This window comes from Thiobacillus denitrificans (assembly GCF_001530125.1).
Lineage (GTDB): Bacteria > Pseudomonadota > Gammaproteobacteria > Burkholderiales > Thiobacillaceae > Thiobacillus > Thiobacillus denitrificans_C.
In genome coordinates, this window is the sequence record NZ_LDUG01000002.1 from 91,464 (window position 1) to 113,641 (window position 22,178).

A 22,178-nucleotide genomic window follows, 5' to 3' on the forward strand; every position below is an offset into this window, starting at 1 on the left:
CCTTGTCGCCACACCGCAGGCCTGAAGCGCGTATCCAAGATCGTTCCGCCGCACCACGGCATCAAGGGCATGCCGCACCGGTCAAGACCGCTTACAGCAATCGCAAGGATCAGTATGAAACGAGTGGATGATTTCCGCCTGCGCTTCGGCAAACGAGAACTGGTGCCGATCGTCATCGGCGGCATGGGGGTGGACATCTCGACCGCCGAACTGGCGCTCGAAGTGGCACGGCTCGGCGGCATCGGCCACATTTCCGACGCCATGGTGCAGACCGTATCCGACCGGCGCTACGACACCAAATTTGTCAGCGAGAAGCTGAAGAAATACAAGGCCAACGTCGCCAGCAGCGACAAGTCCGACGTGCACTTCAACCTCGCCGTGCTCGAAGAGGCCACGCGCAACCATGTGGGCAGGACCATGGAGGCCAAGCGCGGCGACGGCATGATCTTCATCAACTGCATGGAGAAGCTCACCATGAACCTGCCGCGGGAAACGCTGCGCATGCGCCTCAGTGCCGCGCTCGACGCCGGCATCGACGGCATCACGCTCTCCGCCGGCCTGCACCTCGGCTCGTTCGCGCTGATGGAAGACCATCCGCGCTTTCGCGACGCCAAGCTCGGCATTATCGTTTCCTCGTCGCGCGCGCTCGCGATGTTCCTGCGCAAGAGCGCGCGGCTGCAACGCCTGCCGGACTATGTCGTGGTGGAAGGGCCGCTCGCAGGCGGCCACCTCGGCTTCGGCATGGACTGGGCGAAGTACGACCTCGCCACCCTCGTTACCGAAGTGCTGGCGTTTCTCAAAGCCGAACACCTCGACATTCCGGTGATCGCCGCTGGCGGCATTTTCACCGGCAGCGATGCCGCCGCCTTCCTCGAACAGGGGGTGGCCGCGGTGCAGGTGGCCACACGCTTCACCGTCACCAAGGAATGCGGTCTGCCGGACAAGATCAAGCAGGAATACTTCAAGGCGAGCGAGGACGACATCGAGGTCAACACCATCTCGCCAACCGGCTACCCGATGCGCATGCTCAAGAGCAGCCCGGCGATCGGCGCCGGCATCCGCCCCAACTGCGAGGCCTACGGCTACCTGCTCGACGCCAAGGGCAACTGCGCCTACATCGACGCCTACAACCGCGAGGTGGAACTGCACCCGGGCGCCAAGAAGGTCTCGGTCAAGGACAAGACCTGCCTCTGCACGCACATGCGCAACTTCGACTGCTGGACCTGCGGCCACTACACCTACCGCCTCAAGGACACCACCCGGCGCCTGCCGGACGGCAGCTATCAGATTCTCAGCGCGGAGCAGGTGTTTCATGACTACCAGTTCAGCACCGACCAGAAAATCGCGCTGCCGGACTGAGCGGCCGTTTCCCCCGCGGCAGCGGGTGCTCCGCTGCCATCCCGGTCAAGGCTGAGTGGGCAGCAAATCCGCCAGGGTGTAGCGATCCAGACTGGCCAGAAAGGCGCGTCCGGCTTCCGCCAGGACGGGCTTGAGCGCGCAGGCGGGCATCAGGCGGCATCCTGATTCGCCTGGCCGGAAGCACTCGGCCAGCTCGAACCCCGGTTCCATGTCGCGCACCACATCGCCGACCCGGATCAGTTCGGGACGGCGCGCCAAGCGGAAACCACCGCCCTTGCCGCGCGTCGTTTCGATGTAGCCCTTGAGACCCAGCTGATGCACCACGTGCGTGAGATGGTGGCGGGAAATGCCGTGCTCGGCGGCCATCCCCGCCACCGTGGCTTGTATGTCGGGATGGCTGCCCAGGTGAATCAGCATCCTCAGGGAGAAATCGGTAAAGCGGGTGAGCTGCATGGCGATGAGCAATTAGATGCAATTGAAAAATAAATTATAGACTCGATGAAACAACATCCTGTGTTTATAATATGCATTACATTTACATCTATAGGACGACAGCCATGAGTGCCCACCTTCACCTTCGCCAGGACAATGTCTACCCCTTCGACGCGCGCGGCATCGCCAAGCGTTTTCGCCATGCGGCCATATTCGGTGCGCTGGACGCGCTGAATCCGGGCGAACGCATGCGCTTCGTCAACGATCACGACCCGCTGCCGCTGCTCGACCAGCTGCGCGCCCGCTATGCCGACACCGTTGAAATCCAGTACCTGCAGCGCAACGCAGGGGAAATCGTGATCGACTTCATCCGCAACTAGATGGCGTTGCCGGCGCTGGTGTTGCTTGCCCTGGTCGCGTTTGCCGCGGCCTTGCTGGGGTCGCCCCACGCCGGACGCGCCGCCGCCCTGCACCTGATTCTGGCGGTAGGCGCCATGCCGCTGATCTTCGGCGCCATGAGCCACTTCATTCCGGTGCTCACCCGCACCCGCATCGCTTCCACCGGACTGCTCAGCATCCCCGTTCTTGCCCTGGCCGGCGGCGCGCTGGTGGTGGGCGCACTCAGCCTGCCCGGCCTGTTCTGGGGACGTTATGCGGGCGCGCTGCTGGCGCTGACCGCAGCCGGCGCGCTGCTGGCCTGGAGCCGGCGCCGCCGCGCCGGGATGCTGGGGCGGCCGCACCCGTGCCTGGCCTGGTACGACGCTGCACTGGCCTGCCTCGTGCTGGCGCTGCTTGCCATTCTCGCCAGCGCGATCTGGCCGCAACAGACGATTGCCCTGCACCACCTCCATCTCCATCTCAACACGCTCGGCTTCGTCGGGCTGACCGCCGTGAGCACCCTCGCGGTGCTGCTGCCGACCGTCGCCGGCAGGCCCGACCCGCAAGTCGGCCCGCGGCTGCGCCGTGACCTGCCGTGGGCGATCGCCGGCACCCTGCTGGTCGCCGTCGGCTCGGCCTGGTTCGGCCCGCTTGCCTGGATCGGCGGCGCCTTGTGGGTGATCCCGCTGGTGCGGCTGGGGGCAAGCTGGCTGCGGCTTTATCGCGCCGAGATCCTCGCGCGGCACGGCGCGGCGCCACTGCTCGCCGCCGCGCTGGGGGGACTTGCCCTCAGCATGATTTTTGGCGCCATAAACGTTATTCCTGCGGCGGGCGCGTTTCGTGCCACCGAACCGGCGTTGGCCTTCGTCAGCGGATTCATGCTGCCCCTGGTGTCCGGCGCGGCCAGTCAGCTGTTGCCGGTGTGGCTGCATCCGGGCGTGCAAAGCAGCTGGCACACCGAACTGCGCGACCGCCTGGGACACTACGGCGGCGCCCGTGCCGTGCTGTTCTGCCTCGGCGGGATTGCGGCCGGAATGGGCCACAAATGGGGCCTGCTGCTGGGCGCGGCGACGCTGATCTGGTTTCTGCTGCAGGCCGGCGCCGCGCTGCTGCAGGCTTATGTCATTCAAAAAAGGAATCCATCATGAGTTATCCGGAATTTTTTGCCGCCGTGCCCCGCCTCACGCTGCACGACCCCCTGGCCGCGCTTCTTGGCGCTGCCGCAAACGGCCTGATCGAATACGGCTACACCGACGCGGTCAAGCTCGCCGGGCATTCCTGTCCTACCGTCGCGGGCGCCTACCTCATGACCCTCAAGGCGCTCACGAAGCTCTATCCGGATGGCCCCCCCGAGCGCGGCGGCATCCAGGTCGAACTGAGCGCCGCGCAGGCGGACGGCGTTGCCGGCGTCACCGCCGCCGTGGCCGGCCTGCTCACCGGTGCCGCGGGCGAAGGCGGCTTCAAGGGATTGGGGGGGCGCTACAGCCGCCGCAATCTGCTGGCATTTGCGACCGCAATCGACGCCGAACTCTGCTTCACCCGGCTCGACACGGGCGCGCGCGTGGCGGTCGCCTACCATCCTGAAGTCGTACCGGCCCCACCTGAACTGCAGGAATTGATGCCAAAACTGCTTGCGGGCACGGCAAACGCTGCTGAAGAAACGGAATTTGGCCGCCTCTGGCAGTTGCGAGTCAAACGCATCCTGATCGACCACTTCGACGACTCGGAACTGGTCGTGTGCCGGGAAATCCCGCAGTAGACCCCTCCAGGCTGCGGTCAGGCGTGCGCCGCAGGACTGTCATGGCCCTGCGCGAACCGTCTAGCCGGTACTCCAGGCGCGCGGACGTTTCATCCCGGCGATCTTGCAAACCTGCTTGACGTAACCGTACGCGAACATCTTGAAGAGGGCGTTGCGGGCGTCGGCCCCGAAATGCTGGGATAGGTGCTTGATCACGTAGCGGGCATCCGGGGCGACCTGGTGCGCTTCGTAGTATTCGCGCATGAAACGGATGACATCCCAGTGCGCGGCGGTGAGCTTGACGTTCTCCATTCGAGCGAGGTGTACGGCGAGGTCTTCGTTCCATTCGCCGGGCTCAATCAGATAGCCTTCCTCATCAAGGCTGGGCAGGTTAACGCTTGCATCCATTGTTTATCCTCCTGGTTTATCCTCCTGAATGGTGCCTGCCCTCGATAGGCCAGGCGAGGCAAAAACCGGGCGACAGGTCAGGCGAGGGCCGGGATGAGTCCCAGCATGACCAGCAGCGCCCACGCGATGAGTCCGAGTGCGGTGACGACATAGGCGATGTCGAAGGCTTCCAGACCTTCCTCGACTTTCAGAATGCTCTCCGCCCCGCGGAAGATTAGCGTGACCGAGGCTGCCAAACCCAATAGGGCGATGGCCACGATCAGGGCGATCTGGCCGGAGAAGAGCGCCAGCGACGACAGCCAGAGGGGCACGGGCGCTACGGCAGCCAGCATGAAGGCATCATGGTAATCACACGCGACCCCCTTGCTGTTGGCCACCGACTTGATCGCCCAGGCCATGAGCGGGACGGTGATCAGTTCGGCAATGAGAAAAAAGAGTGCCGCCGTGCGCCAGGCCTGCGCGGAAGTGTCCGGTAACATGACGGCGCCGATATGGTGGCCGGCATACTCCAGCATCAAGGGCGGGATCAGTGAAAACGGCACCACCAGAAAGACGAACAGCTTGAGTGAGGAGGCTTGCATGCGCGCAAACGCGTCCCACCCTTCATGCGACGAAACGAACAATTTGTGAATCTGTAGGATGCTCATGTGAATCTCCTTTTCATCAAGTTGGTGCCCGGCCGGGTGGGTTTCAGGCCCCTGAACCGGAGTGCCGAAAACACCCCTGAACAGACGAACGTATTTTATATATATCACAACATGATATAAAAGCCAGCGGAAAACAATCAGGAACGGATCAAAATGCCCCTACCCCCTTTGAGCAAAAAGGATTTCGAGACGCTTTCCGATTTCCGCTATCAGCTGCGGCGCTTCCTGCGGTTCAGCGAAGCGGCAACGCACCGCCATGGCATCACCCACCTCCAGTACCAGTTGCTGCTTCACGTACGCGGGTTTCCGGATCGCGAGTGGGCCACCGTAAGCGAACTGGCCGAGCGCCTTCAGTCCCATCATCACGGAGTGGTCTCACTGATCTCGCGGTGCGAGAAGCTGGGGCTGGTGCAGCGCCAGGTGGGGCGTAACGACCGGCGGGCGGTGGAAGTGCATCTGACACCCAAGGGGAACGAAGTGCTGAATGCGCTCGTGGGTCAGCACCGCGACGAACTGCTCCGGCTGCAGGGGATCTTCCGCGTACCGGGGCTCGATGAACTGGACGCCGGCAAACAGGCGGGGGAGCGCTGATCTATCCGTTCTGCGTCCGGCCCGCCATAGATGTGTTTAATCACGGATCAAGCCGGCATCGATAATAGTTAACTGTTTTTGTCAGGGATTCGCCTACAAATAAACTAGGCTGTGCAGCAATCTTCTGCGCACAGAGTGATTCATTTTGCAGGAGGAAACATCATGAAAAACCTACAGATCAATTATCCGGGTGGCTCCCTCAATTTCCAGAGCGCGAGCATCCTGGCCAAAGGCATTGCCAAACAGAACGAGGTACAGGAACCCACCATCATTTCCTGGCACAGACGCAGCAATCAGAGCATGTCCCCCAACTACGAGGGTGCCAACCCGGATACCTGGTGGGAAAAATACGGTGAAGGCAACGGTGGCAAGCTGGAAATCAATGTGGGAGACGAATACGGGTTCGTCATGATGGACACGCAAGGCTACGAAACCCTGGGCGAGATGCCGCTGCGCAATCTGTCGGATGAATCCGGCAATCAGTACCTCTGCTACACCCCCATTCTGGGCAAGACTTCCACAATCCCCACCCCGGAAGCATGCACCTATCTGGATGAATGGACGGCCGACCAGTTCTGAATCCACACCCAAAAAACGCCCGCATCGCGGGGCCACGCGTGATGCGGATTGATTAGGTCGCCATCAAACGCTGCGCCGCGCGCGCCAGCGGTGTGGGTAAACGGCCAAGTACCTGTTCAGGGTCAAGGGCATCAAGCAGATTTTTGACGGTGAGGCCGAGTTCGGTGTCGCCTTCGCTCACCAGACGGCGGCTGAAAAACAGGGTGTCGGGGTCTTCGCGGCGGCTGAGCAGCAGCAGGAAGTCGCGGGCGCTGGCGCTGATGGTGAGGTCGGGGGCACCGCTGTCCGGTGCAAAGCCGCGCTGGGTGACGGTGAAGCGCAGACTGAGCCCGAGGTCCTTGACGCGGATGGCGTAGCGCCGGCCGACCAGCGCTTGCCAGTCGAGCGTTTTCAGGGCCGGCCACAACAAGCGGTTGGCCATCACTGAAAACGCCAGGCTGGGCGGTGCCGCGGGGAGCCGGCTGACCACGTTGGCCAGTTGCGGGGGGAAGGCAAGATTCAGCATGATGGCTCCATTCCTGAAGGTGGGCCGCTCCCCTGGCGCACGGCGTCAGCCCAGTTGTTGGGGGTTTCGTACAAGCGCACCCGCTGCAGCCGAAGCTGGTTGCCGTAGGTGTCGCGATAGGCGGCGTCGAGGATGCGGAATGCTTCGGCCGCCAGGTTTTCCACGGTGGGTACCAGCGGCAGCACCACGGTCTTGTGTTCGGGCAGGGACGCCAGAAATTCCACCACAGCGCGGTCGCCCTGGTACACCAGGAAGGCATGGTCCCAGTGGTCGACCAGCACCGTATTGGCGATGGTTTTCACGTCGGAAAAATCCATCACCATGCCCTGTTCCGCGGCGCCTTCGGTGCGGATGATCTCGCCGGACAGCGTGATTTCGAGCGCATAGCGGTGGCCGTGCAGGTGGCGGCACTGGCTGGCGTGGTTGGGGATGCGGTGACCGGCGTCGAATTCCAGTCTGCGCGTAATCAACATATCAGGCATATCTCAGCATATCAGGCGTGTTTCTCCGTGCTGTGTTCGAGACCCGCGCGGCCGTGCCAGTAACCGTCGACCGCCGGGCCGGGCATGACGCGCACCAGCTTTTCCGCGGCGCCTGTTTCGCCCGCCAGCGCCGCCTGAAAGGTCTCGACCACCCGTACCATGTGGCGCGACTGCGGCGACAGGCGCAGGCTGGCAACGTCGAGTTCGCGCAGGGCGGGCAGTTCGCCGATCAGGCTATAGACGCCGGCGGACTGCGTCTGGATGCCGTTGAGGGTGAGAAAAGGCGCGCCTTCGCGGGTCGCCAGCGCCAGCCCGTCCGGATGGTCGAGGCAGCGGAACTGGCAGTCGTCTTTGGGCAGGTTGTAATGGCGCGCGGTGAAGCAGCGCGCCGAATACGCCAGCGGCAGCTTTCCGTAGGCGAACACCTCGGTTTCGATTGCGGCCGGGGCGCGTTCGAGCAATGCAGCCAGCGTGGCGCGCGACATTTCCACTGGCGGCAGCCAGCGTTGTGCACCTAAGCCGGCGAGAACATCGAGGGTCTCGTGGTTGTAGACATTGAGCGTGGGGCCGGCGACGAAGGGCACGCCGGCCTCCGACAGCAGCCGCACCGCGCCCCACTCGTTGGCCTCGACCCGGAAGCGGCCGTCGCCCACGATCCGGCGCAGCGTCTTGAGGTCGGATTCCGACTCGATCAGTGTCTGGCTGGAGAGCACCACCTCCTTGCCGGCGGCGGCGAGCTGTTCCGCCAGCGCCAGCCAGTCGGACAGGCGCAGCAGGTGGCGGCGCGAACACACGCTCTCGCCCAGATACACCCGCGCCACGGCCCAGTTTTTTGCTTCGTCGTAGAAGGCGAGGACGTCGTCGCGCGACCAGTAATACAGCAGGGGACCCAGACTCAGGTTCATTTCCATGGCCTATGGTAGGCGCCAAGCGTATGGCTCTGCCCTTCCGACAGCTTGTTGAGTTCGGCCTGCCAGGCGGGCGCGGGCTTGAAGCCGTCGGCGTTTTTCTTCACCGAATCGATGGCGGCGCGCCACACTTTCGTCACCTGCGCGACGTAGGCCGGGCTGCGCTGGCGGCCTTCGATCTTGATGGCGGCAATGCCGATCTTCAGCATCTCCGGCAGCAGGTCAAGCGTGTTGAGGCTGGTCGGCTCCTCGATGGCGTAATAGGTTTCGCCGCCGACCTCGAAGCGGCCCTTGCACAGCGTCGGGTAGCCGGCTTTTTCGTCGCGGCCGTAGCGGTCGAGCAGCACGCCGTTGAGGCGCGACTCCAGCCCGGCCGGGGTGTCCGTCCACTGCACCGCTTTCGCCGGCGAGCAGACGCCCGCCGTGTTGGGCGACTCGCCGGTGCAGTACGACGACAGCAGGCAGCGACCCTCGACCATCACGCACAGGCCGCCGAAGCCGAACAGTTCGATCTCGACGTCGGTGTGCTGCACCACGTTTTCCACCTGCGGCAGCGACAGCACGCGCGGCAGCACGGCGCGCTGGATGCCGAAGTGTTCACGGTAGAAATTCACCGCCTCGTAGCTGGTGGCCGAGCCCTGCACCGACAGATGCAGGCGCAGTTGCGGATGCTGCTTGACCGCATAGCGCATCAGCCCGGCGTCGGCGAGGATCACCGCATCCATGCCAAGCTTGGCCGCGCGGTCGACCGCGCCGGTCCAGCGGCTCCAGGTGTCGGGCTGCGGATAGGTGTTGAGCGCGAGCAGCACGCGGCGGCCGCGCTCGTGCGCATAGCGCAGCCCCTCGGCGGCCTGCGCCTCGTCGAAGTTGAGGCCGGGGAAGGCGCGCGCATTGGTGTTGTCGCGGAATCCCATGTAGACGGCGTCGGCGCCGTGGTCGATGGCGGCCTTCAACGACACCAGGCTGCCCGCCGGGCAGATCAGGTCAAGCGGCATGAAATTCCCCCTTCCAGATTTGGCCCGCGCGCGATCCCTGACGGCTGTCGCGCCGGGTCAGTTCGGCGGCGATGCCGTTCAGCACGTCCCACTTCTTCGCGCACCATGCGGGCGCCAGGAGGATGTCGGGCGAGGCGGTGCCGGTGACGCGGTGGTACACCACTTCCCACGGCGTGCGCTCGATCAGGTCGGCGGCGATGCGCACGTAATCCGCCTCGGCCAGCGGCGTGTATTCTCCGCGTTTCCATTCGATCGCCAGTTGGGTGTGCTTCACCACGTGCAGCGGGTGCAGTTTGAGGCCGTCGACGCCGACGTCGAGCACGCGGTCGAGGCTGACATGGCTGTGGGAGGCATCCTCGCCCGGCAGGCCGACGATGAGATGGCAGCACACTGGAATGCCGCGCGCCCGCGCCGCCCGGGTGGCGGTCTGGTATTCGGCGAAGCCGTGGCCGCGGTTGACCCGTACCAGGGTGGCGTCGAAGGACGACTGCAGGCCGAGCTCCAGCCACACCTCGTGGCCGCGGTCGCGGTATTCAGCCAGCAGGTCCAGCACCGGCGGCGGCACACAGTCGGGCCGCGTGCCGATCGACAGCCCGATCACGTCGGGCGCTTCCAGCGCGCTGTCGTACAGCGCGCGCAGCTCGTCCACGTGGGCATAGGTGTTGGTGTAGGCCTGGAAATAGGCGATGAAGCGGCGCGCGCCGGTGCCCCGCGCGATGCGGCCACGCGCGCGGTCGAACTGCGCGGCCAGCGGCGCCGGATCTAGCGTGCCGGGCGCAAAGGACTTGTTGTTGCAGAAGGTGCAGCCGCCGATGCCTTTGCTGCCATCGCGATTGGGGCAGGTGAAGCCGGCATCGAGCGCGATCTTGTGCACCCGCTCGCCATGCCGTTCCAGCATGGCGCGGCCAAAGGTATGGATGCGGTCGGTGAGGATGCTCACGCTGCCGCGCCCCCCAAATCAGGCTTCACACCGGTGAGCAGATAATCGATCAGTTCCTGCACGCTGCGGATCGCGCGGCCGAACGGCAGGCTCTCGCTGCCACGGAAGAACAGGCCCTTGTTGAGGTCGCCCTTGAGGGCGGCGACCAATTGCGAGTCGATGCAGAACTGACCCGCTTTTTTGAGGCCGTCGCGGAGGCCACAATGCGTCAGACAGTGCAGGCCGATGGCGCAGCGCTTGGGGTCGGCTTTGGCCACGGATTGTAGCTTGGACTCGCGTTTGAGATAGTTGGCGAGCCACGGGGTGTTCACCGCGCGGGCGGGCAACCCGGCGACGCTCATGAAGGTGACGATGTCCTCGGGCTTGGCATCAAGTAGCACGCGTTTGAAGTTGGGGTGGGCGTCGCCTTCCTCGGTGACGGCGAACGGCGTGCCGACCTGCACCGCGGCGGCCCCCAGCGCCAGCGCGGCCAGCAGTTTCTCGTGGCTGTTGATGCCACCGCCGACGATGACCGGAATCTGCCCGCGCGCGATGTCCATGTCGTCAAACACCTTGAAAATGCCGGGCAGCACTTCGGCGAAATCGAAGCGCGTGTTGGCCAGCTCGGCCGGGTTCGGTGCGCCAAGGTGGCCGCCCGCATACAGCGGATGCTCGATCACGATGGCGTCCGGCAACCGCCCGCCGCTCCCATCTTTTTTCAGGCGCGCCCATTTCTTCAGCACGATGGCGACGCCGCGCGCATCCGACAGGATCGGGATCAGCGCGACATCGGGATAGCCCTCGGTCAGTTCCGGCAGGTCGAGCGGCAACCCCGCCCCCATCACGATGGCCTGCGCACCGGAGGCACAGGTTTGCCGCACGAGGTCCGGGTACGTGGCCACCGCCTTCATCACATTGACCGCGACCAGCCCGTGGCCTTCCGCGATCTCAAGCGCCGCCCTGATCTCGCGGTCGAGCGCGACCAGATTGAGCCGGTTGAGTTCGTCCTGGTCGCGGCAGTGCTTCGCCTGCGCCGTCAAATCGGCATGGTGATGGCGCAGGTCGATGCTCGCAATCGTGCCCATCGCGCCGGCGCGCGCCACCGCGCCGGCCAGCCGGTGGGCCGACACGCCCACCCCCATGCCGCCCTGCACGATGGGCAACAGGGGGCGGCCGCGAATGGCGAATGATGGAGGCGCTGTCATGCCGGTTCTGGAATCCTTGAAAAGCGACCATTATAACAACTTGAAGACCCGCTTATCCCGATGGAAGCATTGATCCATGCCTGCTTGCGAGTGCAAAGGAGCGTCAACGGGGTTCACCCACCCTGCCTAAACGCCTACAATGCCGGGTCCGACTGGCTGGCCTTTAATCTGCAATGTTCACCGGCATCATTCAATCCATCGGCCGCATCCACGAATACGAAGCCCGCGGCGCCGACGCACACATGGTCATCCTCGGTGGCGGGCTGGACTTTTCCGACGTCGCGCTCGGCGACAGCATCGCGGTCAACGGCGTCTGCCTCACCGCGGTGGCGCTGACGCCGGACAGTTTCAGCGTCGACGTCTCGGCCGAAACCCTGCGTTGCACCGAAGGCTTCACGCCGGGCGCCGAGGTCAATCTGGAAAAGGCGCTGCGCCTCGCCGATCGTCTCGGCGGCCATCTGGTGTCGGGACATGTCGACGGCGTCGGCACGGTTCACCGCTTCGTCCCGGTGGGCGAATCGCACCTGCTGGAAATCGACGCCCCGGCCGAACTCGCGCGCTACATCATCCGCAAGGGCTCGATCACGGTGAATGGCGTGTCGCTGACGGTGAATGCGGTCGATGGCGCGCGCTTCGCCTTGAACCTCATCCCGCATACGCTGGACATGACCACGCTCAAGCACCTGCGGGCCGGCAGCCGCGTCAACCTCGAAGTCGACATGATCGCGCGCTATGTCGAGCGCATGATGCAATTCACCAACATAACGGACAAAGACTGATGAGCCTCGCTCCCACCCTGGAAATTATCGAAGAACTCAAGGCCGGCCGCATGGTCGTGCTGGTCGACGAGGAAGACCGCGAAAACGAGGGCGACCTGGTGATGGCCGCCGAGCACGTCACCCCGGACGCGATCAACTTCATGGCCAAGTACGGGCGCGGCCTGATCTGCCTGACGCTGACCGACGACCGCTGCCGCCAGCTTGGCTTGAAGCAGATGGTCTCCGACAACCAGACGCCACACGGCACCGCCTTCACCATCTCGATCGAGGCCGCCGAGGGCGTGACCACCGGCATTTCGGCGGCCGACCGCGCGGTCACCATTCTGGCCGCGGTGAAGCGCGACGCCAAAGCCACCGACATCATCCAGCCCGGCCACATCTTTCCGCTGCGCGCGCAGCCCGGCGGCGTGCTGGTGCGCGCCGGGCACACCGAAGCGGGCTGCGACCTGGCGGGACTAGCAGGACTCGTGCCCGCTTCCGTCATCTGCGAAATCCTCAAGGACGACGGCACCATGGCGCGGCTGCCCGACCTGGTGCCGTTCGCGCAGGAGCACGGCCTGAAAATTGGTGCCATCGCCGACCTCATTCATTACCGCAACCAGACCGAAAGTCTGGTCGAGCGCGCCGCCGACCGCCTGATCCAGACCGTCTACGGCGCCTTCCGCCTGATCGCCTACCGCGACAAGTGCGCCGGCGAAACCCACCTGGCGCTGGTCAAGGGCGATATCCATGCCGACCACGAAACCCTGGTGCGCGTGCACGAGCCGCTCTCGGTGATGGATTTTCTCGATGTCACCGGCGGCGGCCATTCGTGGCCGATCATGGGCGCGATGGAGCGCATCGCCGAATCGCAGTCCGGCGTGCTGGTTTTATTGCATCGGCCGGAAACCGCCGAGGCGCTGCTCGCTCGTGTTAATCCAGCACGCATCAACCCGGTGGCGAGTGCCAGCCGCAAATACGACCTGCGCGACTACGGCATCGGCGCGCAGATCCTGCGCGATCTCGGCGTCGGCAAGATGAAGCTGCTGGCCAGCCCGCGCAAAATGCCGGCCATGGACGGCTTCGGGCTCGAAGTCACCGGCTATTCTGAAAAAGCATGACCCTATAAAGGAACGCATCATGGGAACCACCGACAACATCTCCGAGCTCGACCCCGTCTATCAGGGCGCCGGGCTCAAAATCGGCATCGTCATGAGCCGCTTCAACAAGGACATCTGCGAAGGCCTGCTGTCGGCCTGCGAAATCGAACTGGCCCGCCTCGGCGTCGCCACCGACGACGTGCTGCTGGTGGATGTGCCCGGCGCGCTGGAACATCCGCTGGTGCTGCAGAAAATGGCGCAATCCGAAAAATACGATGCGCTCATCGCCATCGGTGCGGTGGTGCGTGGCGACACCTACCATTTTGAAATCGTCTCGAACGAATCTGCGCGCGGCATTCTCGACGTTCAACTGGAAACCGGCGTGCCAATCGCCAACGCGATCCTGACCGTCGACACCGAAGAGCAGGGCCACGCGCGCATGGCCGAAAAAGGCCGCGACGCCGCCCGCGTGGCAATCGAAATGGCCAACTTGCTGAAACGTCTCTGAAATGGCCGGCTCCCGCAAAATCGCCCGCGAATTCACCCTGCAGGGCGTGTACGCCTGGCTGGTCGGCGGCGCCGATGTCACGCTGATCATCGCCAATCTCAAGGACGACGAGCAGTTCAAGCGCGCCGACGAAACCTTTTTCCGCACTCTGATCCACGGCGTGATCAAGGAAGAGGACATGCTGAGCTCGCGAATCAGCCCCCTGCTCGACCGCCCGCTCGCCGCGCTCTCCCCCATCGAGCGCGGCATCCTGCTCATCGGCGCCTATGAATTGCTGCACTGCCCCGACGTGCCATGGCGCGTCGCCATCAACGAAGGCGTCGAACTCGCCAAGAAGTTCGGCGGCACCGACGGCCACAAATACATCAACGGCGTGCTCGACAAGCTGGCGCAGGACGTGCGCGCGGTGGAGATCGCGCACGCAAGAAAGCCGAGAGCCGAGAGCTAAGAGCAGAGCGCTGACGGCCTAAGCCATCGCCCACTCTCCACTCTCCACTCTCCACTCTCCACTCTCCACTCTCCACTCTCCACTCTCCACTCTCGACTCTCCGCTCCCCAAATGGAATTCGACCTCATCGCCCGCCACTTCACCCGCGCCACCCCCGGCGCGGTGCTGGGCGTGGGCGACGACTGCGCGCTGCTGGCGCCCACACCGGGCATGCAACTGGCGGTGTCGTCCGACATGCTGCTCGAAGGCCGCCATTTTTCGCCGCAAGACAGCCCCGCCGGCATCGGCCACAAGTCGCTGGCGGTGAACCTGTCCGATCTCGCCGCGATGGGGGCGACGCCGCGCTGGGCGACGCTGTCGATCGCGCTGCCGGAAGCGGACGATGCCTGGCTTACCGCCTTCGCGCGCGGCTTTTTTCGCATGGCCGATATGCACGGCATCGAGCTGGTCGGCGGCGACACCACGCGCGGCGCTTTGACGATCAGCATCACGGTGATGGGCGAGGTGCCGCCGGGCCAGGCGCTGCGGCGCGACGGCGCAAAGGCCGGCGACGACGTCTGGGTCTCCGGCGTGATCGGCTCGGCGGCGCTGGCGCTGGCCTATCGGCAGGGCCGCCTGTTCATGGAACAGATCGACGCCGCCCGCGTATTGCCCGCGCTTTACCTGCCGACCCCGCGGGTCGAACTTGGTATCGCCCTGCGCGGCATTGCGGCCAGCGCGATCGACATTTCAGACGGACTGCTGGGCGATCTCGGGCACATCCTGCAGCGTTCGCAGGTCGGCGCCATCCTCGAATTCGCCGCACTGCCGACGCTGCCGGTGACGCAGGCCTATCTGCATGAAAAAGTTGCGCGCGACTGCGTGCTGGCGGGCGGCGACGACTACGAACTCTGCTTCACCGCACCCGCCAACCGGCGTGATGCGGTGGCCACCGTCGCGCAATCCGCAGGCGTTGCAGTGACGCGCATCGGCCGCATCACCGCCGAACCCGAGCTGACGGTGATCGGCACCGACGGCCAGCCCTTGCCCTTCGACCACACCGGCTATGACCACTTTGCAGCCTGACTTCAAATTCTTGTTCGCGCATCCGGCGCACCTGATCGCGTTCGGCTTCGGCAGCGGGCTTGCGCCGAAGGCGCCCGGCACTGTCGGCACCCTGCTCGGGCTGCCGCTGTACTGGCTGATCGTCGCCGTCGCACCTGACCTGCCTAACCAGATCATTCTGCTGATTGCCGCCTTCCTGCTCGGCGTCTGGGCCTGCGGCCGCACCGGCCGCGCGCTCGGCGTCGCCGACCACGGCGGCATGGTGTGGGACGAAATCGTCGCCTTCGCGCTCGTTCTCATGTTTACACCGGCGCTGCTGTTCACCCCGGTCGGCTGGCTATGGCTTGCGCTGGCATTTGCGCTATTCCGCCTGTTCGATATCCTGAAACCATGGCCGATCCGGCTCGCCGACACCCGCCTGAAAAATGGCTTCGGCGTCATGTTCGACGACCTGCTGGCGGCACTCTACGCAATCGCCATCATCAAGGGACTGCAATGGCTCGTGTAAGCGACGAAGAACTGCACCAACTCGCTGCCGAACTCGGCGAGAAGTTGCGTGCGCGCGGCTGGATGCTCGCCACCGCCGAATCGTGCACCGGTGGCTGGGTCGGGCAACTGCTCACCTCGCTGCCTGGCAGTTCGCATTGGTACGAACGCGGCTTCATCACCTATGCCAACGCCGCCAAGATCGAGATGCTCGGCGTGCCGGCAGCGATTCTGGACGCCCACGGCGCCGTCTCCGAAGAAACCGCCTGCGCGATGGCGGCCGGCGCGCTGGCGCACAGTCACGCCCAGGCCACGCTCGCCATTTCCGGCATCGCCGGCCCCGGCGGCGGCACCCGGCAAAAGCCCGTCGGCCTGGTCTGCTACGGCTGGGCGCTGGCGGACGGCACGCTCATGTCGTCCACCTGCCGCCTCGACGGTGACCGCGAGGAAATCCGCTCGCGCGCAGTGGCCGCGGCCATACGCGGGTTGATCGACCTGATCAGGTAGATATCACCTGTAGGCGGGGCGCCCTCGCCCCGATTTTTCGCACCGTACATTCCTTACGGCTTCGGGCCGAGGCGGTTCTCCTACAGCCCCCCGCGGATCTGTGGGAGCGGCGCCCTCGCCGCGATTTTCGTGCCCATGCAATCACCACAGCATCGGGCCGGGGGCGGCCCTCCTACAACAACCATCAATAAAACGCCCACGCCGCAAACGGCTCGATCTCGTCGCGGTTCAAAAGCATCAATTGGAAGGCGTTCGGATTCAGCGTATGGTCCGGCGTGGTGTCGACGCTCAGTCGCTGCAGCACGTAGCCAAGCAGCGCGCGCCGCACGTTCACCTCGATGGTCTCCCCGCTCGCGCCATAGTCCAGCAGCAAGCTTTCGCGCCTCGCCGCATCGAGGCCACGGTGCGGCGCAAGCTTCAGGCCCACTTGCTCGACCCAGTCGTCGTCATATTGCTCGCCGGATTCGGCCGGCACGTCCAGGCATTGCGCCTCGGTCATGCGCGACAGCACGAAGTCGCGGAAGTCGCAGGTGTCTTCGCTGTAGGCCCGCACGTGCCAGCGCAGCCCGGTATTGACCAGGGTATGCGGTTCAAGCACGCGCGCCGCGCCGCTCTCGCGCAGGGACAGGGAACGGTAGCTAACGCGCAGTTTGCGCCGGCCGTGAATCGCGCGGGTGATCTGCGCCAGGGTCTGCTGGCTGGGCAGGCGGGCGGGCAGCGGCAGCGACGCGGCCGGCAGGCCATAGATCAGATCGTCCCCATACGGCCCATTCGCCACCGCCAGATTGGCCGCGATGATCGGCAGCACCATGGCGGGCGCGAGGTCGGCAAAGACAGCGCTGAAGCCCTCGCCCGGCACGAAGCCGAACACGCTGTGGTTGTAGAGGAGGTTGCCCGGCGCCAGATCGCTGTAGAGCTTGAGGTCCTTGGTCGCGGCCGGGTCGGACAGGCCAAAGGCACGGGCGACGTCGCTGCGGGTCACCACCCCGGTGTACCAGGCCATGACCTCGATATATTGCAACCGCTGGCGTGTCGCCCACTTCACGTCCAGGCGCATTTTTTCTTTTGAAAACATATTCTTCGCTCCAGGCTGGCCGTTGTTGCGAAAATTATAGGGGCGGGGCTGGCTGAATACAAACAATTACGTCATACATTTTATGCAGGTGATATTTTTTATTGACATAAACAAATATACAACCTAAAGTTCGTCCATCCCAACCCATTCAGGAGACGCACCATGGCCACCCCCAGCACCATGACCGAAGACAAGATGAAGGCGCTCAGCGCCGCGCTGAGCCAGATCGACAAGCAGTTCGGCAAGGGCTCGATCATGCGCCTGGGCGACCACGATGTGTCGCGCGACATCCAGGTCGTTTCCACCGGTTCGCTGGGGCTCGACATCGCGCTGGGCGTCGGCGGCCTGCCGCGCGGCCGCGTGGTCGAAATCTACGGCCCGGAATCGTCCGGCAAAACCACGCTCACCCTGCAGGTGATCGCTGAAATGCAAAAAATGGGTGGCACCGCGGCCTTCATCGACGCCGAACACGCGCTTGATCCCAACTATGCCGGCAAGCTCGGCGTCGACGTCGACAACCTGCTGGTTTCGCAGCCCGACACCGGCGAGCAGGCGCTGGAAATCGCCGACATGCTGGTGCGTTCCGGCTCGGTCGACGTGGTGGTGATCGACTCGGTCGCCGCGTTGACGCCCAAGGCCGAAATCGAAGGCGAAATGGGCGACTCGCACATGGGCCTGCAGGCACGATTGATGAGCCAGGCGTTGCGCAAGCTCACCGCCAACATCAAGCGCACCAACACCCTGGTCATCTTCATCAACCAGATCCGCATGAAAATCGGCGTCATGTTCGGCAGCCCCGAAACCACCACCGGCGGCAACGCGCTCAAGTTCTACGCCTCGGTCCGCCTCGACATCCGCCGCATCGGCGCGATCAAGAAAGGCGACGAAATCATCGGCAACGAAACCAAGGTCAAGGTCGTCAAGAACAAGGTCGCGCCGCCGTTCAGGGAAGCCTTCTTCGACATCCTCTACGGCCAGGGCATCTCGCACGAGGGTGAAATCATCGAACTCGGCGTTGTCCACAAGTTCATCGACAAATCCGGCGCCTGGTACGCCTACAACGGCGAAAAGATCGGCCAGGGCAAGGACAACGCGCGCGAATACCTGAAGGAACACCCGGAAATCGCGCAGGAAATCGAAGCCAAGGTCCGCGACGCCGTCGGCGTCCCCAACCCGGCCGCCGAAAGTGAAGCCGTCGCCTGAACCGGGCGACCTGCGTGAGCGCGCCCTGCGCCTGCTGGCGCGGCGCGAGCACAGCCGCGCCGAACTCGTCCGCAAACTCGAACGCGCAGGTTTTTCACGAGAAGATATCGCCCCCCTGCTCGACGCCTTCGAAACGAAAAACTGGCTCTCCGACCGCCGCTTCGCCGACAGCTACGTCGCCGACCACCGTGCCCGCGCCGGCAGCGTCAAGCTCGCCTACGACCTGCGCCAGCGCGGCGTCAGCGACAACATCATCGAATCGGTATTGGGCGACAACCGCGACAGCGAACTCGATCGCGCACGTGAAGTGTGGCAGAAGAAATTCGGAACTGCGCCCGCCGACGCGGCCGAAAAAGCCAGGCAGATGCGCTTCCTGCAAAGCCGCGGGTTCACGCCCGAGGTGATCCGGCGCACAATCAGTAGCGGGGATGAACGGGCCAGGGATAATGGGTAACGGGGCTCAGTGACCAGCCGCTTTGAATAGTCCTACCCCGGCCGCCCTCGCCGCCTCCATCAATGCCGCATCCTGCGTCGCGATCGGAAGCTGCAAACGCAGGGCAAGCTCAAGATAGACCGCGTCATAGCTCGTCAAATCATAGCGTAGCGCCAAGGTCAGAATCGCTGCGGGTCCCGGCGTGTCCCGGTCGACCATGATAGGCAACGCGGCAACCTGCTCGATGACCTCATGCGCCCCCTGCGCGTCAAGCGCGCCGCGCTTGCATGCCGATCTCAGCACATTGGCAAATTCGAATTGCCACAGGGCGGGCGCATGCGCCTTCTCATCCATCAAGCGCGAAGCGACCGCCTCCGTGTAATCCGTGGTTTGGTTACCGATAAACCAGCCGCACACCACCGAATTGTCGACGACAAACGCCATTAGTCCAGCCCATCGCGAGCAATCGCCTTCAAGTCGCCTTCGAGCGCCAGCCCGTTGCGTATGCGGCGCAACCGCTCCAGCGCCGAGGCAACACGCTGACGCTGGCCTGCCTCATCGGTCACGAGAGCTGCCTCGGCCACCAGCCTCGCAACAGGCACCCCCCGACGCGTAATCGTGACCTGATCCCCGCGTTCAACAGCGGCGATTAATTCCGAAAATCGGTTTTTTGCTTCATATACCGGAATGGCCTTCATGGCTAGCTCATTATCTTAATATAGATAGCCTTATTATTCACGCACGTGGATACATGTCAAGGAAGGAGTGCGCCAAATCACATTCCACCATTGCATGAACAATTCGGAAACAAACGGAGTCTAGTCCCAAACGGCAAACGGGGTCTATTATCCGAGATTGTCCATTAGATAAAACTGCGTCATTCCGGCGGAGGCCGGAATCCAGCGGATTAAAACTCTCCCGCGCAAGCGGGACAACATCACGGTTTTGTCCGCTTTGCGGGTTTTTTTTCGTACTGGATTCCGGCCTCCGCCGGAATGACGGGCTAATGGATTATTTGGGATCATACAAACTGCCAAAGAAATGGCACGCCAGTTGATCGAACATCTGCCTATCCGGTTTGTTGCCAAAACCAATTCCCTGTAGATACCGTCTTGCCAGTCAAGCCGGATTTGCAACATTTTGTCGGTACATTTGTTGATGTTTAAGAACGCCGAAGCACAGATGCACCAACTTGCGCATGGTTGCGCCGATAGGTTAGTTTACCTGTGCCAGATTTTCTGCGGGGTGCAAATAATCGTGTCTGACCCCATTTTTCGCAACCCTTATCAAACACAAAGCCCCAAGCTTGTGGGGGCTTTGTCAGCAGACTGAAACGGGCGCCCGAAGGCGCCCGTTTTTAGATCACTTGCTCTTAAATCAGCGGATGCCGAATTAGAACTTGTGGATCATGCCCACAGAGATGCCGCGGGGATCCTGGCCAACAGCTGCTGTGTTAACAGCATGGATGCCGGTGCCGCCGCCGCCCAGACTGTAAGCCGCGTCGGAATCATTCTTGACCTGAGTGTACAGGCCGAACAACTCGGTGCGCTTGGACAGCGCATAGCTTGCGCCGAGGCTGTACTGGCTGGCGCCAGTGTCGTCCGTGCCATCCAGCTCGTTGGCCTTGGTGTAGGCAGCCTTCAGGGTGATGTTGCCCATCTTGTGTGCGACGCTAGCGTACCAGGCGTCACGGTCGGTGGAGACGCTGGTGTCGCCGCCATCGATCGTGCCGGTCAGCGCATCGCTATCAAGGTCGGTTTTCTCGTAAGCCAGACCCAGCTTGGTGTTGCCGAAGCTGTAGCCCACGCCTGCACGCCAGCTTTTCTGGTCGGTTTCAGCGGTGCTAAGAGGGTCCGTCGAGTAGGTGTTGCCGCCTGCGCCAGCAATCACTGTCGCTGCACCAGTCGCAAAGCGGGTCGACTCGTAAGCCAGGGTCGCGAACAGCGGGCCGTTCTCGTACACGCCGGACAGCGAGTACAGGCGCGGGTCGCGGGTGCTGCCGTTTTCCTGCTGGGCACCGCCCAGGGCGCGCAGGGTCAGGCCGCCAAGGCTGGGGCTGGTGTACAGCACGGAGTTGGTGGCGCGCACGGAACCGTTGGTGGTCGCGCCGAACAGGCTGCGGTAGTCAGCCAGGTACTGGCCGCCGCCGAACACGTCGAGCTTGCCGGTCGAGGTCTTGTAGGGGGTGTCCTGGTTACCGAAGGTCAGCGAACCGAGGGTCTTGCTGGACAGGCCGCCGAAGCTGTTGCGGCCACCCGCCCAAGTGCCAGGTGCAGCAGTGCCAGCGCCCTGATCGAGGGACACGGCCTGCTCGATCTGCCACACGGCCGAGAGGCCGCCGCCCAGATCTTCAGCACCCTTGAAGCCGATGTAGGAGGTGTTGCTGGACACGCGGGCGCGGCTTTCGGAATCTTTGCTGGTGAAGTTGTCACCAGCGTTACCGCTACCACCGTCAACGTAGTCGACGGACACGCCAACGACGCCATAAATGTCAACGTTGGCGGTGGCAGCGAATGCCGGGGCAGCGAAAGCGGAAACGATCGCTGCTGCAAGAATCTTTTTCATCATCTCTAAATCTCCTTGGATTGGAATAAAGCGGTTCTAACTCTGCAGAACTGTCCTGCACAATATGTGCTTGGGGGACGCAGTCGATTATCCAGACCCGGGCCGGGCGGGCAAGCAAAGCTGTTGTTTTTTCTGCCACGCAGCGATAAAAGTGTTGTTTTGTTGCACACGCGCAACAGCTATCAGGCAATGGCCGGCCAAGGCGCCGACTTTAAGAGGCGTCGAATCCCTGCGGCCATTTTCGCGAAGTGTGGAACACCCGGAGAATCTCGACCCGCTGTTCCTTGACCCGATAGGGAATGATGTAAGAGGAATGCGGCAATACCCGTTCGCGCGTTCCTGGCACGCGCCCGGGTCGCCCCATGTCGGGATGCCGGGTTAGAAGACAGGTGGACTCATCTACTGCTGAAATCAGCGCAGCGGCAGCTTGAGGATTGTCATGTGCAATATGGGCCGCCTCTTCTTCAAGGTTGCGCAGGGCGCGCCGAAGCCATTTAACCTGCATACTTCTTCAGCAAATTCGCAAGGTCGGACGGGCTCGCAAAATCACCCCGGTCGGCTTCCTGAATTGCCTGTTCGATTTCACCCACCTGCCAAGCTTCCAGGTCAAGATATCGCGCGATGGCTTCTTCCGCCAGATACGATTTGGATCGATGCGTGGCTTGCGCCAGCTTATCGAGCTTTGCCTTGGTCTCTTCAGGCACGCGTAAAGTAAGAATTGCCGTGGCCATGTAGTTGCTCCTGTGTGACGATGTATACACTCACAGCATAGCACGGCAAAAAAGGGGAAAGAAGCGGTGCGTGCGGGCAAAACCGTGGCAGCGCGACACGCTCAAGGCGGCGCGACTGCAATCCTAGCAGCCTGTCGGACTTGAAGTAAATCGGCTGCAAATCCGCCTGGCCGG

Annotated in this window: 30 protein-coding genes; 15 read left to right on the top strand and 15 right to left on the bottom strand. The window is 63.4% G+C overall.

Annotation, left to right across the window (positions count from 1 at the left end):
- Nucleotides 1–114: 114 nt before the first annotated feature.
- Nucleotides 115–1,359: a nitronate monooxygenase gene (locus ABW22_RS00485; protein ID WP_059750841.1), complete on the top strand. Its 1,245-nt coding sequence runs from the start codon at nt 115–117 to the stop codon at nt 1,357–1,359.
- 45 nt (nt 1,360–1,404) lie between these two features.
- On the opposite strand, the gene ABW22_RS00490 is transcribed toward ABW22_RS00485, so the two are convergent.
- Nucleotides 1,405–1,812 carry an Rrf2 family transcriptional regulator gene (locus ABW22_RS00490; protein ID WP_059750983.1) on the bottom strand — a complete coding sequence of 136 codons (408 nt, stop codon included), beginning with the start codon at nt 1,810–1,812 and terminating at the stop codon, nt 1,405–1,407.
- A gap of 104 nt (nt 1,813–1,916) precedes the next feature.
- Here ABW22_RS00490 and ABW22_RS00495 point away from each other — a divergent pair, with 104 nt between their 5' ends.
- From ABW22_RS00495 to ABW22_RS00505, 3 genes are read left to right on the top strand one after another with little or no spacing between them, the layout of a single operon-like run.
- Complete coding sequence (locus ABW22_RS00495) at nt 1,917–2,171, top strand: DUF2249 domain-containing protein (RefSeq protein ID WP_059750985.1); 255 nt, start codon at nt 1,917–1,919, stop codon at nt 2,169–2,171.
- Nucleotides 2,172–3,317, top strand: a complete 1,146-nt coding sequence (locus ABW22_RS00500) for a hypothetical protein (protein WP_059750843.1) — start codon at nt 2,172–2,174, stop codon at nt 3,315–3,317.
- Nucleotides 3,314–3,928, top strand: a complete 615-nt coding sequence (locus ABW22_RS00505; protein ID WP_059750845.1) for an FmdE family protein — start codon at nt 3,314–3,316, stop codon at nt 3,926–3,928. Before ABW22_RS00500 ends, ABW22_RS00505 begins: the two co-directional genes overlap by 4 nt.
- A gap of 60 nt (nt 3,929–3,988) precedes the next feature.
- Here the strand turns inward: ABW22_RS00505 and ABW22_RS00510 are convergent, their stop codons facing one another.
- Nucleotides 3,989–4,315, bottom strand: coding sequence for a TusE/DsrC/DsvC family sulfur relay protein (locus ABW22_RS00510; protein WP_059750847.1), 327 nt, complete (start codon nt 4,313–4,315; stop codon nt 3,989–3,991).
- 77 nt (nt 4,316–4,392) lie between these two features.
- Nucleotides 4,393–4,962, bottom strand: coding sequence for a YIP1 family protein (locus ABW22_RS00515; RefSeq protein WP_059750849.1), 570 nt, complete (start codon nt 4,960–4,962; stop codon nt 4,393–4,395).
- 153 nt (nt 4,963–5,115) lie between these two features.
- On the opposite strand from ABW22_RS00515, the gene ABW22_RS00520 reads away from it, so the two are divergent.
- Together ABW22_RS00520 and ABW22_RS00525 are read left to right on the top strand one after the other, a co-directional pair.
- On the top strand, nt 5,116–5,553 hold the full coding sequence (locus ABW22_RS00520) for a MarR family winged helix-turn-helix transcriptional regulator (protein WP_059750851.1): 438 nt from the start codon (nt 5,116–5,118) through the stop codon (nt 5,551–5,553).
- 162 nt (nt 5,554–5,715) lie between these two features.
- Nucleotides 5,716–6,132 carry an AF1514 family protein gene (locus ABW22_RS00525; RefSeq protein ID WP_059750853.1) on the top strand — a complete coding sequence of 139 codons (417 nt, stop codon included), beginning with the start codon at nt 5,716–5,718 and terminating at the stop codon, nt 6,130–6,132.
- 52 nt (nt 6,133–6,184) lie between these two features.
- Here ABW22_RS00525 and ubiT read toward each other — a convergent pair whose 3' ends face one another.
- The 6 genes from ubiT to ABW22_RS00555 are packed head-to-tail and all read right to left on the bottom strand — an operon-like array spanning nt 6,185 to nt 11,146.
- A complete protein-coding gene (ubiT, locus tag ABW22_RS00530; protein ID WP_059750855.1) occupies nt 6,185–6,637 on the bottom strand; it encodes a ubiquinone anaerobic biosynthesis accessory factor UbiT in 453 nt (150 codons plus the stop codon).
- The gene (gene queD / locus ABW22_RS00535; RefSeq protein WP_059750857.1) at nt 6,631–7,110 is read right to left on the bottom strand and encodes a 6-carboxytetrahydropterin synthase QueD; all 480 of its coding nucleotides are present in this window, start codon (nt 7,108–7,110) and stop codon (nt 6,631–6,633) included. Before queD ends, ubiT begins: the two co-directional genes overlap by 7 nt.
- A 20-nt stretch (nt 7,111–7,130) precedes the next feature.
- Nucleotides 7,131–8,024 carry a U32 family peptidase gene (locus ABW22_RS00540; RefSeq protein ID WP_059750990.1) on the bottom strand — a complete coding sequence of 298 codons (894 nt, stop codon included), beginning with the start codon at nt 8,022–8,024 and terminating at the stop codon, nt 7,131–7,133.
- Nucleotides 8,021–9,022 (bottom strand): ubiquinone anaerobic biosynthesis protein UbiU, encoded by a 1,002-nt coding sequence (gene ubiU, locus ABW22_RS00545; protein WP_059750859.1) that lies wholly within the window; start codon nt 9,020–9,022, stop codon nt 8,021–8,023. The genes ABW22_RS00540 and ubiU overlap by 4 nt, the downstream gene beginning before the upstream one ends.
- Nucleotides 9,012–9,962, bottom strand: coding sequence for a TIGR01212 family radical SAM protein (locus ABW22_RS00550; RefSeq protein WP_082708330.1), 951 nt, complete (start codon nt 9,960–9,962; stop codon nt 9,012–9,014). Before ABW22_RS00550 ends, ubiU begins: the two co-directional genes overlap by 11 nt.
- Nucleotides 9,959–11,146, bottom strand: coding sequence for an NAD(P)H-dependent flavin oxidoreductase (locus ABW22_RS00555; protein WP_059750860.1), 1,188 nt, complete (start codon nt 11,144–11,146; stop codon nt 9,959–9,961). Before ABW22_RS00555 ends, ABW22_RS00550 begins: the two co-directional genes overlap by 4 nt.
- A gap of 173 nt (nt 11,147–11,319) precedes the next feature.
- On the opposite strand from ABW22_RS00555, the gene ABW22_RS00560 reads away from it, so the two are divergent.
- From ABW22_RS00560 to ABW22_RS00590, 7 genes are all read left to right on the top strand, one after another.
- Nucleotides 11,320–11,925: a riboflavin synthase gene (locus ABW22_RS00560; RefSeq protein ID WP_059750862.1), complete on the top strand. Its 606-nt coding sequence runs from the start codon at nt 11,320–11,322 to the stop codon at nt 11,923–11,925.
- Nucleotides 11,925–13,025 carry a bifunctional 3,4-dihydroxy-2-butanone-4-phosphate synthase/GTP cyclohydrolase II gene (ribBA, locus tag ABW22_RS00565; RefSeq protein WP_059750864.1) on the top strand — a complete coding sequence of 367 codons (1,101 nt, stop codon included), beginning with the start codon at nt 11,925–11,927 and terminating at the stop codon, nt 13,023–13,025. Before ABW22_RS00560 ends, ribBA begins: the two co-directional genes overlap by 1 nt.
- Nucleotides 13,026–13,044: 19 nt before the next feature.
- Nucleotides 13,045–13,512, top strand: coding sequence for a 6,7-dimethyl-8-ribityllumazine synthase (gene ribH, locus ABW22_RS00570; protein WP_059750865.1), 468 nt, complete (start codon nt 13,045–13,047; stop codon nt 13,510–13,512).
- 1 nt (nt 13,513) lies between these two features.
- Nucleotides 13,514–13,960, top strand: a complete 447-nt coding sequence (gene nusB, locus ABW22_RS00575) for a transcription antitermination factor NusB (RefSeq protein ID WP_059750867.1) — start codon at nt 13,514–13,516, stop codon at nt 13,958–13,960.
- Nucleotides 13,961–14,071: 111 nt separating this feature from the next.
- Nucleotides 14,072–15,025 carry a thiamine-phosphate kinase gene (thiL, locus tag ABW22_RS00580; RefSeq protein ID WP_059750868.1) on the top strand — a complete coding sequence of 318 codons (954 nt, stop codon included), beginning with the start codon at nt 14,072–14,074 and terminating at the stop codon, nt 15,023–15,025.
- A complete protein-coding gene (locus tag ABW22_RS00585) occupies nt 15,006–15,512 on the top strand; it encodes a phosphatidylglycerophosphatase A (protein ID WP_059750870.1) in 507 nt (168 codons plus the stop codon). Before thiL ends, ABW22_RS00585 begins: the two co-directional genes overlap by 20 nt.
- Nucleotides 15,500–15,997 (top strand): CinA family protein, encoded by a 498-nt coding sequence (locus ABW22_RS00590; protein WP_059750872.1) that lies wholly within the window; start codon nt 15,500–15,502, stop codon nt 15,995–15,997. Before ABW22_RS00585 ends, ABW22_RS00590 begins: the two co-directional genes overlap by 13 nt.
- 184 nt (nt 15,998–16,181) lie before the next feature.
- On the opposite strand, the gene ABW22_RS00595 is transcribed toward ABW22_RS00590, so the two are convergent.
- Nucleotides 16,182–17,072, bottom strand: coding sequence for a helix-turn-helix transcriptional regulator (locus ABW22_RS00595; RefSeq protein ID WP_059750992.1), 891 nt, complete (start codon nt 17,070–17,072; stop codon nt 16,182–16,184).
- A 180-nt stretch (nt 17,073–17,252) separates the two neighbouring features.
- Between ABW22_RS00595 and recA the strand changes: the two genes are divergently transcribed.
- Complete coding sequence (gene recA, locus ABW22_RS00600; protein WP_059750994.1) at nt 17,253–18,275, top strand: recombinase RecA; 1,023 nt, start codon at nt 17,253–17,255, stop codon at nt 18,273–18,275.
- Nucleotides 18,259–18,729 carry a recombination regulator RecX gene (gene recX, locus ABW22_RS00605; RefSeq protein WP_059750874.1) on the top strand — a complete coding sequence of 157 codons (471 nt, stop codon included), beginning with the start codon at nt 18,259–18,261 and terminating at the stop codon, nt 18,727–18,729. The genes recA and recX overlap by 17 nt, the downstream gene beginning before the upstream one ends.
- Nucleotides 18,730–18,735: 6 nt before the next feature.
- Here the strand turns inward: recX and ABW22_RS00610 are convergent, their stop codons facing one another.
- The 5 genes from ABW22_RS00610 to ABW22_RS00625 form a co-directional block, all read right to left on the bottom strand.
- Nucleotides 18,736–19,152 carry a type II toxin-antitoxin system VapC family toxin gene (locus ABW22_RS00610; RefSeq protein ID WP_059750875.1) on the bottom strand — a complete coding sequence of 139 codons (417 nt, stop codon included), beginning with the start codon at nt 19,150–19,152 and terminating at the stop codon, nt 18,736–18,738.
- Nucleotides 19,152–19,406: a type II toxin-antitoxin system Phd/YefM family antitoxin gene (locus ABW22_RS00615; RefSeq protein WP_059750877.1), complete on the bottom strand. Its 255-nt coding sequence runs from the start codon at nt 19,404–19,406 to the stop codon at nt 19,152–19,154. The genes ABW22_RS00610 and ABW22_RS00615 overlap by 1 nt, the downstream gene beginning before the upstream one ends.
- A 694-nt stretch (nt 19,407–20,100) precedes the next feature.
- On the bottom strand, nt 20,101–21,276 hold the full coding sequence (locus tag ABW22_RS00620; RefSeq protein WP_059750878.1) for a porin: 1,176 nt from the start codon (nt 21,274–21,276) through the stop codon (nt 20,101–20,103).
- Nucleotides 21,277–21,484: 208 nt separating this feature from the next.
- Nucleotides 21,485–21,778, bottom strand: a complete 294-nt coding sequence (locus tag ABW22_RS16585) for a type II toxin-antitoxin system RelE/ParE family toxin (protein ID WP_082708331.1) — start codon at nt 21,776–21,778, stop codon at nt 21,485–21,487.
- Nucleotides 21,768–22,004 carry a CopG family ribbon-helix-helix protein gene (locus ABW22_RS00625; protein WP_059750880.1) on the bottom strand — a complete coding sequence of 79 codons (237 nt, stop codon included), beginning with the start codon at nt 22,002–22,004 and terminating at the stop codon, nt 21,768–21,770. The genes ABW22_RS16585 and ABW22_RS00625 overlap by 11 nt, the downstream gene beginning before the upstream one ends.
- Nucleotides 22,005–22,178 lie beyond the last annotated feature (174 nt).

Bases quoted from the DNA above. Each gene is read 5' to 3' on its own strand.
- ABW22_RS00620 (WP_059750878.1), bottom strand. From the start codon at position 21,276: ATGATGAAAAAGATTCTTGCAGCAGCGATCGTTTCCGCTTTCGCTGCC.
- recA (WP_059750994.1), top strand. From the start codon at position 17,253: ATGACCGAAGACAAGATGAAGGCGCTCAGCGCCGCGCTGAGCCAGATC.
- thiL (WP_059750868.1), top strand. From the start codon at position 14,072: ATGGAATTCGACCTCATCGCCCGCCACTTCACCCGCGCCACCCCCGGC.
- ABW22_RS00560 (WP_059750862.1), top strand. From the start codon at position 11,320: ATGTTCACCGGCATCATTCAATCCATCGGCCGCATCCACGAATACGAA.
- queD (WP_059750857.1), bottom strand. From the start codon at position 7,110: ATGTTGATTACGCGCAGACTGGAATTCGACGCCGGTCACCGCATCCCC.
- ABW22_RS00520 (WP_059750851.1), top strand. From the start codon at position 5,116: ATGCCCCTACCCCCTTTGAGCAAAAAGGATTTCGAGACGCTTTCCGAT.
- ABW22_RS00490 (WP_059750983.1), bottom strand. From the start codon at position 1,812: ATGCAGCTCACCCGCTTTACCGATTTCTCCCTGAGGATGCTGATTCAC.
- ABW22_RS00610 (WP_059750875.1), bottom strand. From the start codon at position 19,152: ATGGCGTTTGTCGTCGACAATTCGGTGGTGTGCGGCTGGTTTATCGGT.
- ABW22_RS00585 (WP_059750870.1), top strand. From the start codon at position 15,006: ATGACCACTTTGCAGCCTGACTTCAAATTCTTGTTCGCGCATCCGGCG.
- ribH (WP_059750865.1), top strand. From the start codon at position 13,045: ATGGGAACCACCGACAACATCTCCGAGCTCGACCCCGTCTATCAGGGC.
- ABW22_RS00625 (WP_059750880.1), bottom strand. From the start codon at position 22,004: ATGGCCACGGCAATTCTTACTTTACGCGTGCCTGAAGAGACCAAGGCA.
- ribBA (WP_059750864.1), top strand. From the start codon at position 11,925: ATGAGCCTCGCTCCCACCCTGGAAATTATCGAAGAACTCAAGGCCGGC.
- ABW22_RS16585 (WP_082708331.1), bottom strand. From the start codon at position 21,778: ATGCAGGTTAAATGGCTTCGGCGCGCCCTGCGCAACCTTGAAGAAGAG.
- ubiT (WP_059750855.1), bottom strand. From the start codon at position 6,637: ATGCTGAATCTTGCCTTCCCCCCGCAACTGGCCAACGTGGTCAGCCGG.
- ABW22_RS00485 (WP_059750841.1), top strand. From the start codon at position 115: ATGAAACGAGTGGATGATTTCCGCCTGCGCTTCGGCAAACGAGAACTG.
- ABW22_RS00615 (WP_059750877.1), bottom strand. From the start codon at position 19,406: ATGAAGGCCATTCCGGTATATGAAGCAAAAAACCGATTTTCGGAATTA.
- ABW22_RS00525 (WP_059750853.1), top strand. From the start codon at position 5,716: ATGAAAAACCTACAGATCAATTATCCGGGTGGCTCCCTCAATTTCCAG.
- ABW22_RS00495 (WP_059750985.1), top strand. From the start codon at position 1,917: ATGAGTGCCCACCTTCACCTTCGCCAGGACAATGTCTACCCCTTCGAC.
- ABW22_RS00515 (WP_059750849.1), bottom strand. From the start codon at position 4,962: ATGAGCATCCTACAGATTCACAAATTGTTCGTTTCGTCGCATGAAGGG.
- nusB (WP_059750867.1), top strand. From the start codon at position 13,514: ATGGCCGGCTCCCGCAAAATCGCCCGCGAATTCACCCTGCAGGGCGTG.
- ABW22_RS00500 (WP_059750843.1), top strand. From the start codon at position 2,172: ATGGCGTTGCCGGCGCTGGTGTTGCTTGCCCTGGTCGCGTTTGCCGCG.
- ABW22_RS00590 (WP_059750872.1), top strand. From the start codon at position 15,500: ATGGCTCGTGTAAGCGACGAAGAACTGCACCAACTCGCTGCCGAACTC.
- ABW22_RS00595 (WP_059750992.1), bottom strand. From the start codon at position 17,072: ATGTTTTCAAAAGAAAAAATGCGCCTGGACGTGAAGTGGGCGACACGC.
- ABW22_RS00510 (WP_059750847.1), bottom strand. From the start codon at position 4,315: ATGGATGCAAGCGTTAACCTGCCCAGCCTTGATGAGGAAGGCTATCTG.
- ABW22_RS00555 (WP_059750860.1), bottom strand. From the start codon at position 11,146: ATGACAGCGCCTCCATCATTCGCCATTCGCGGCCGCCCCCTGTTGCCC.
- ABW22_RS00540 (WP_059750990.1), bottom strand. From the start codon at position 8,024: ATGAACCTGAGTCTGGGTCCCCTGCTGTATTACTGGTCGCGCGACGAC.
- ABW22_RS00505 (WP_059750845.1), top strand. From the start codon at position 3,314: ATGAGTTATCCGGAATTTTTTGCCGCCGTGCCCCGCCTCACGCTGCAC.
- ubiU (WP_059750859.1), bottom strand. From the start codon at position 9,022: ATGCCGCTTGACCTGATCTGCCCGGCGGGCAGCCTGGTGTCGTTGAAG.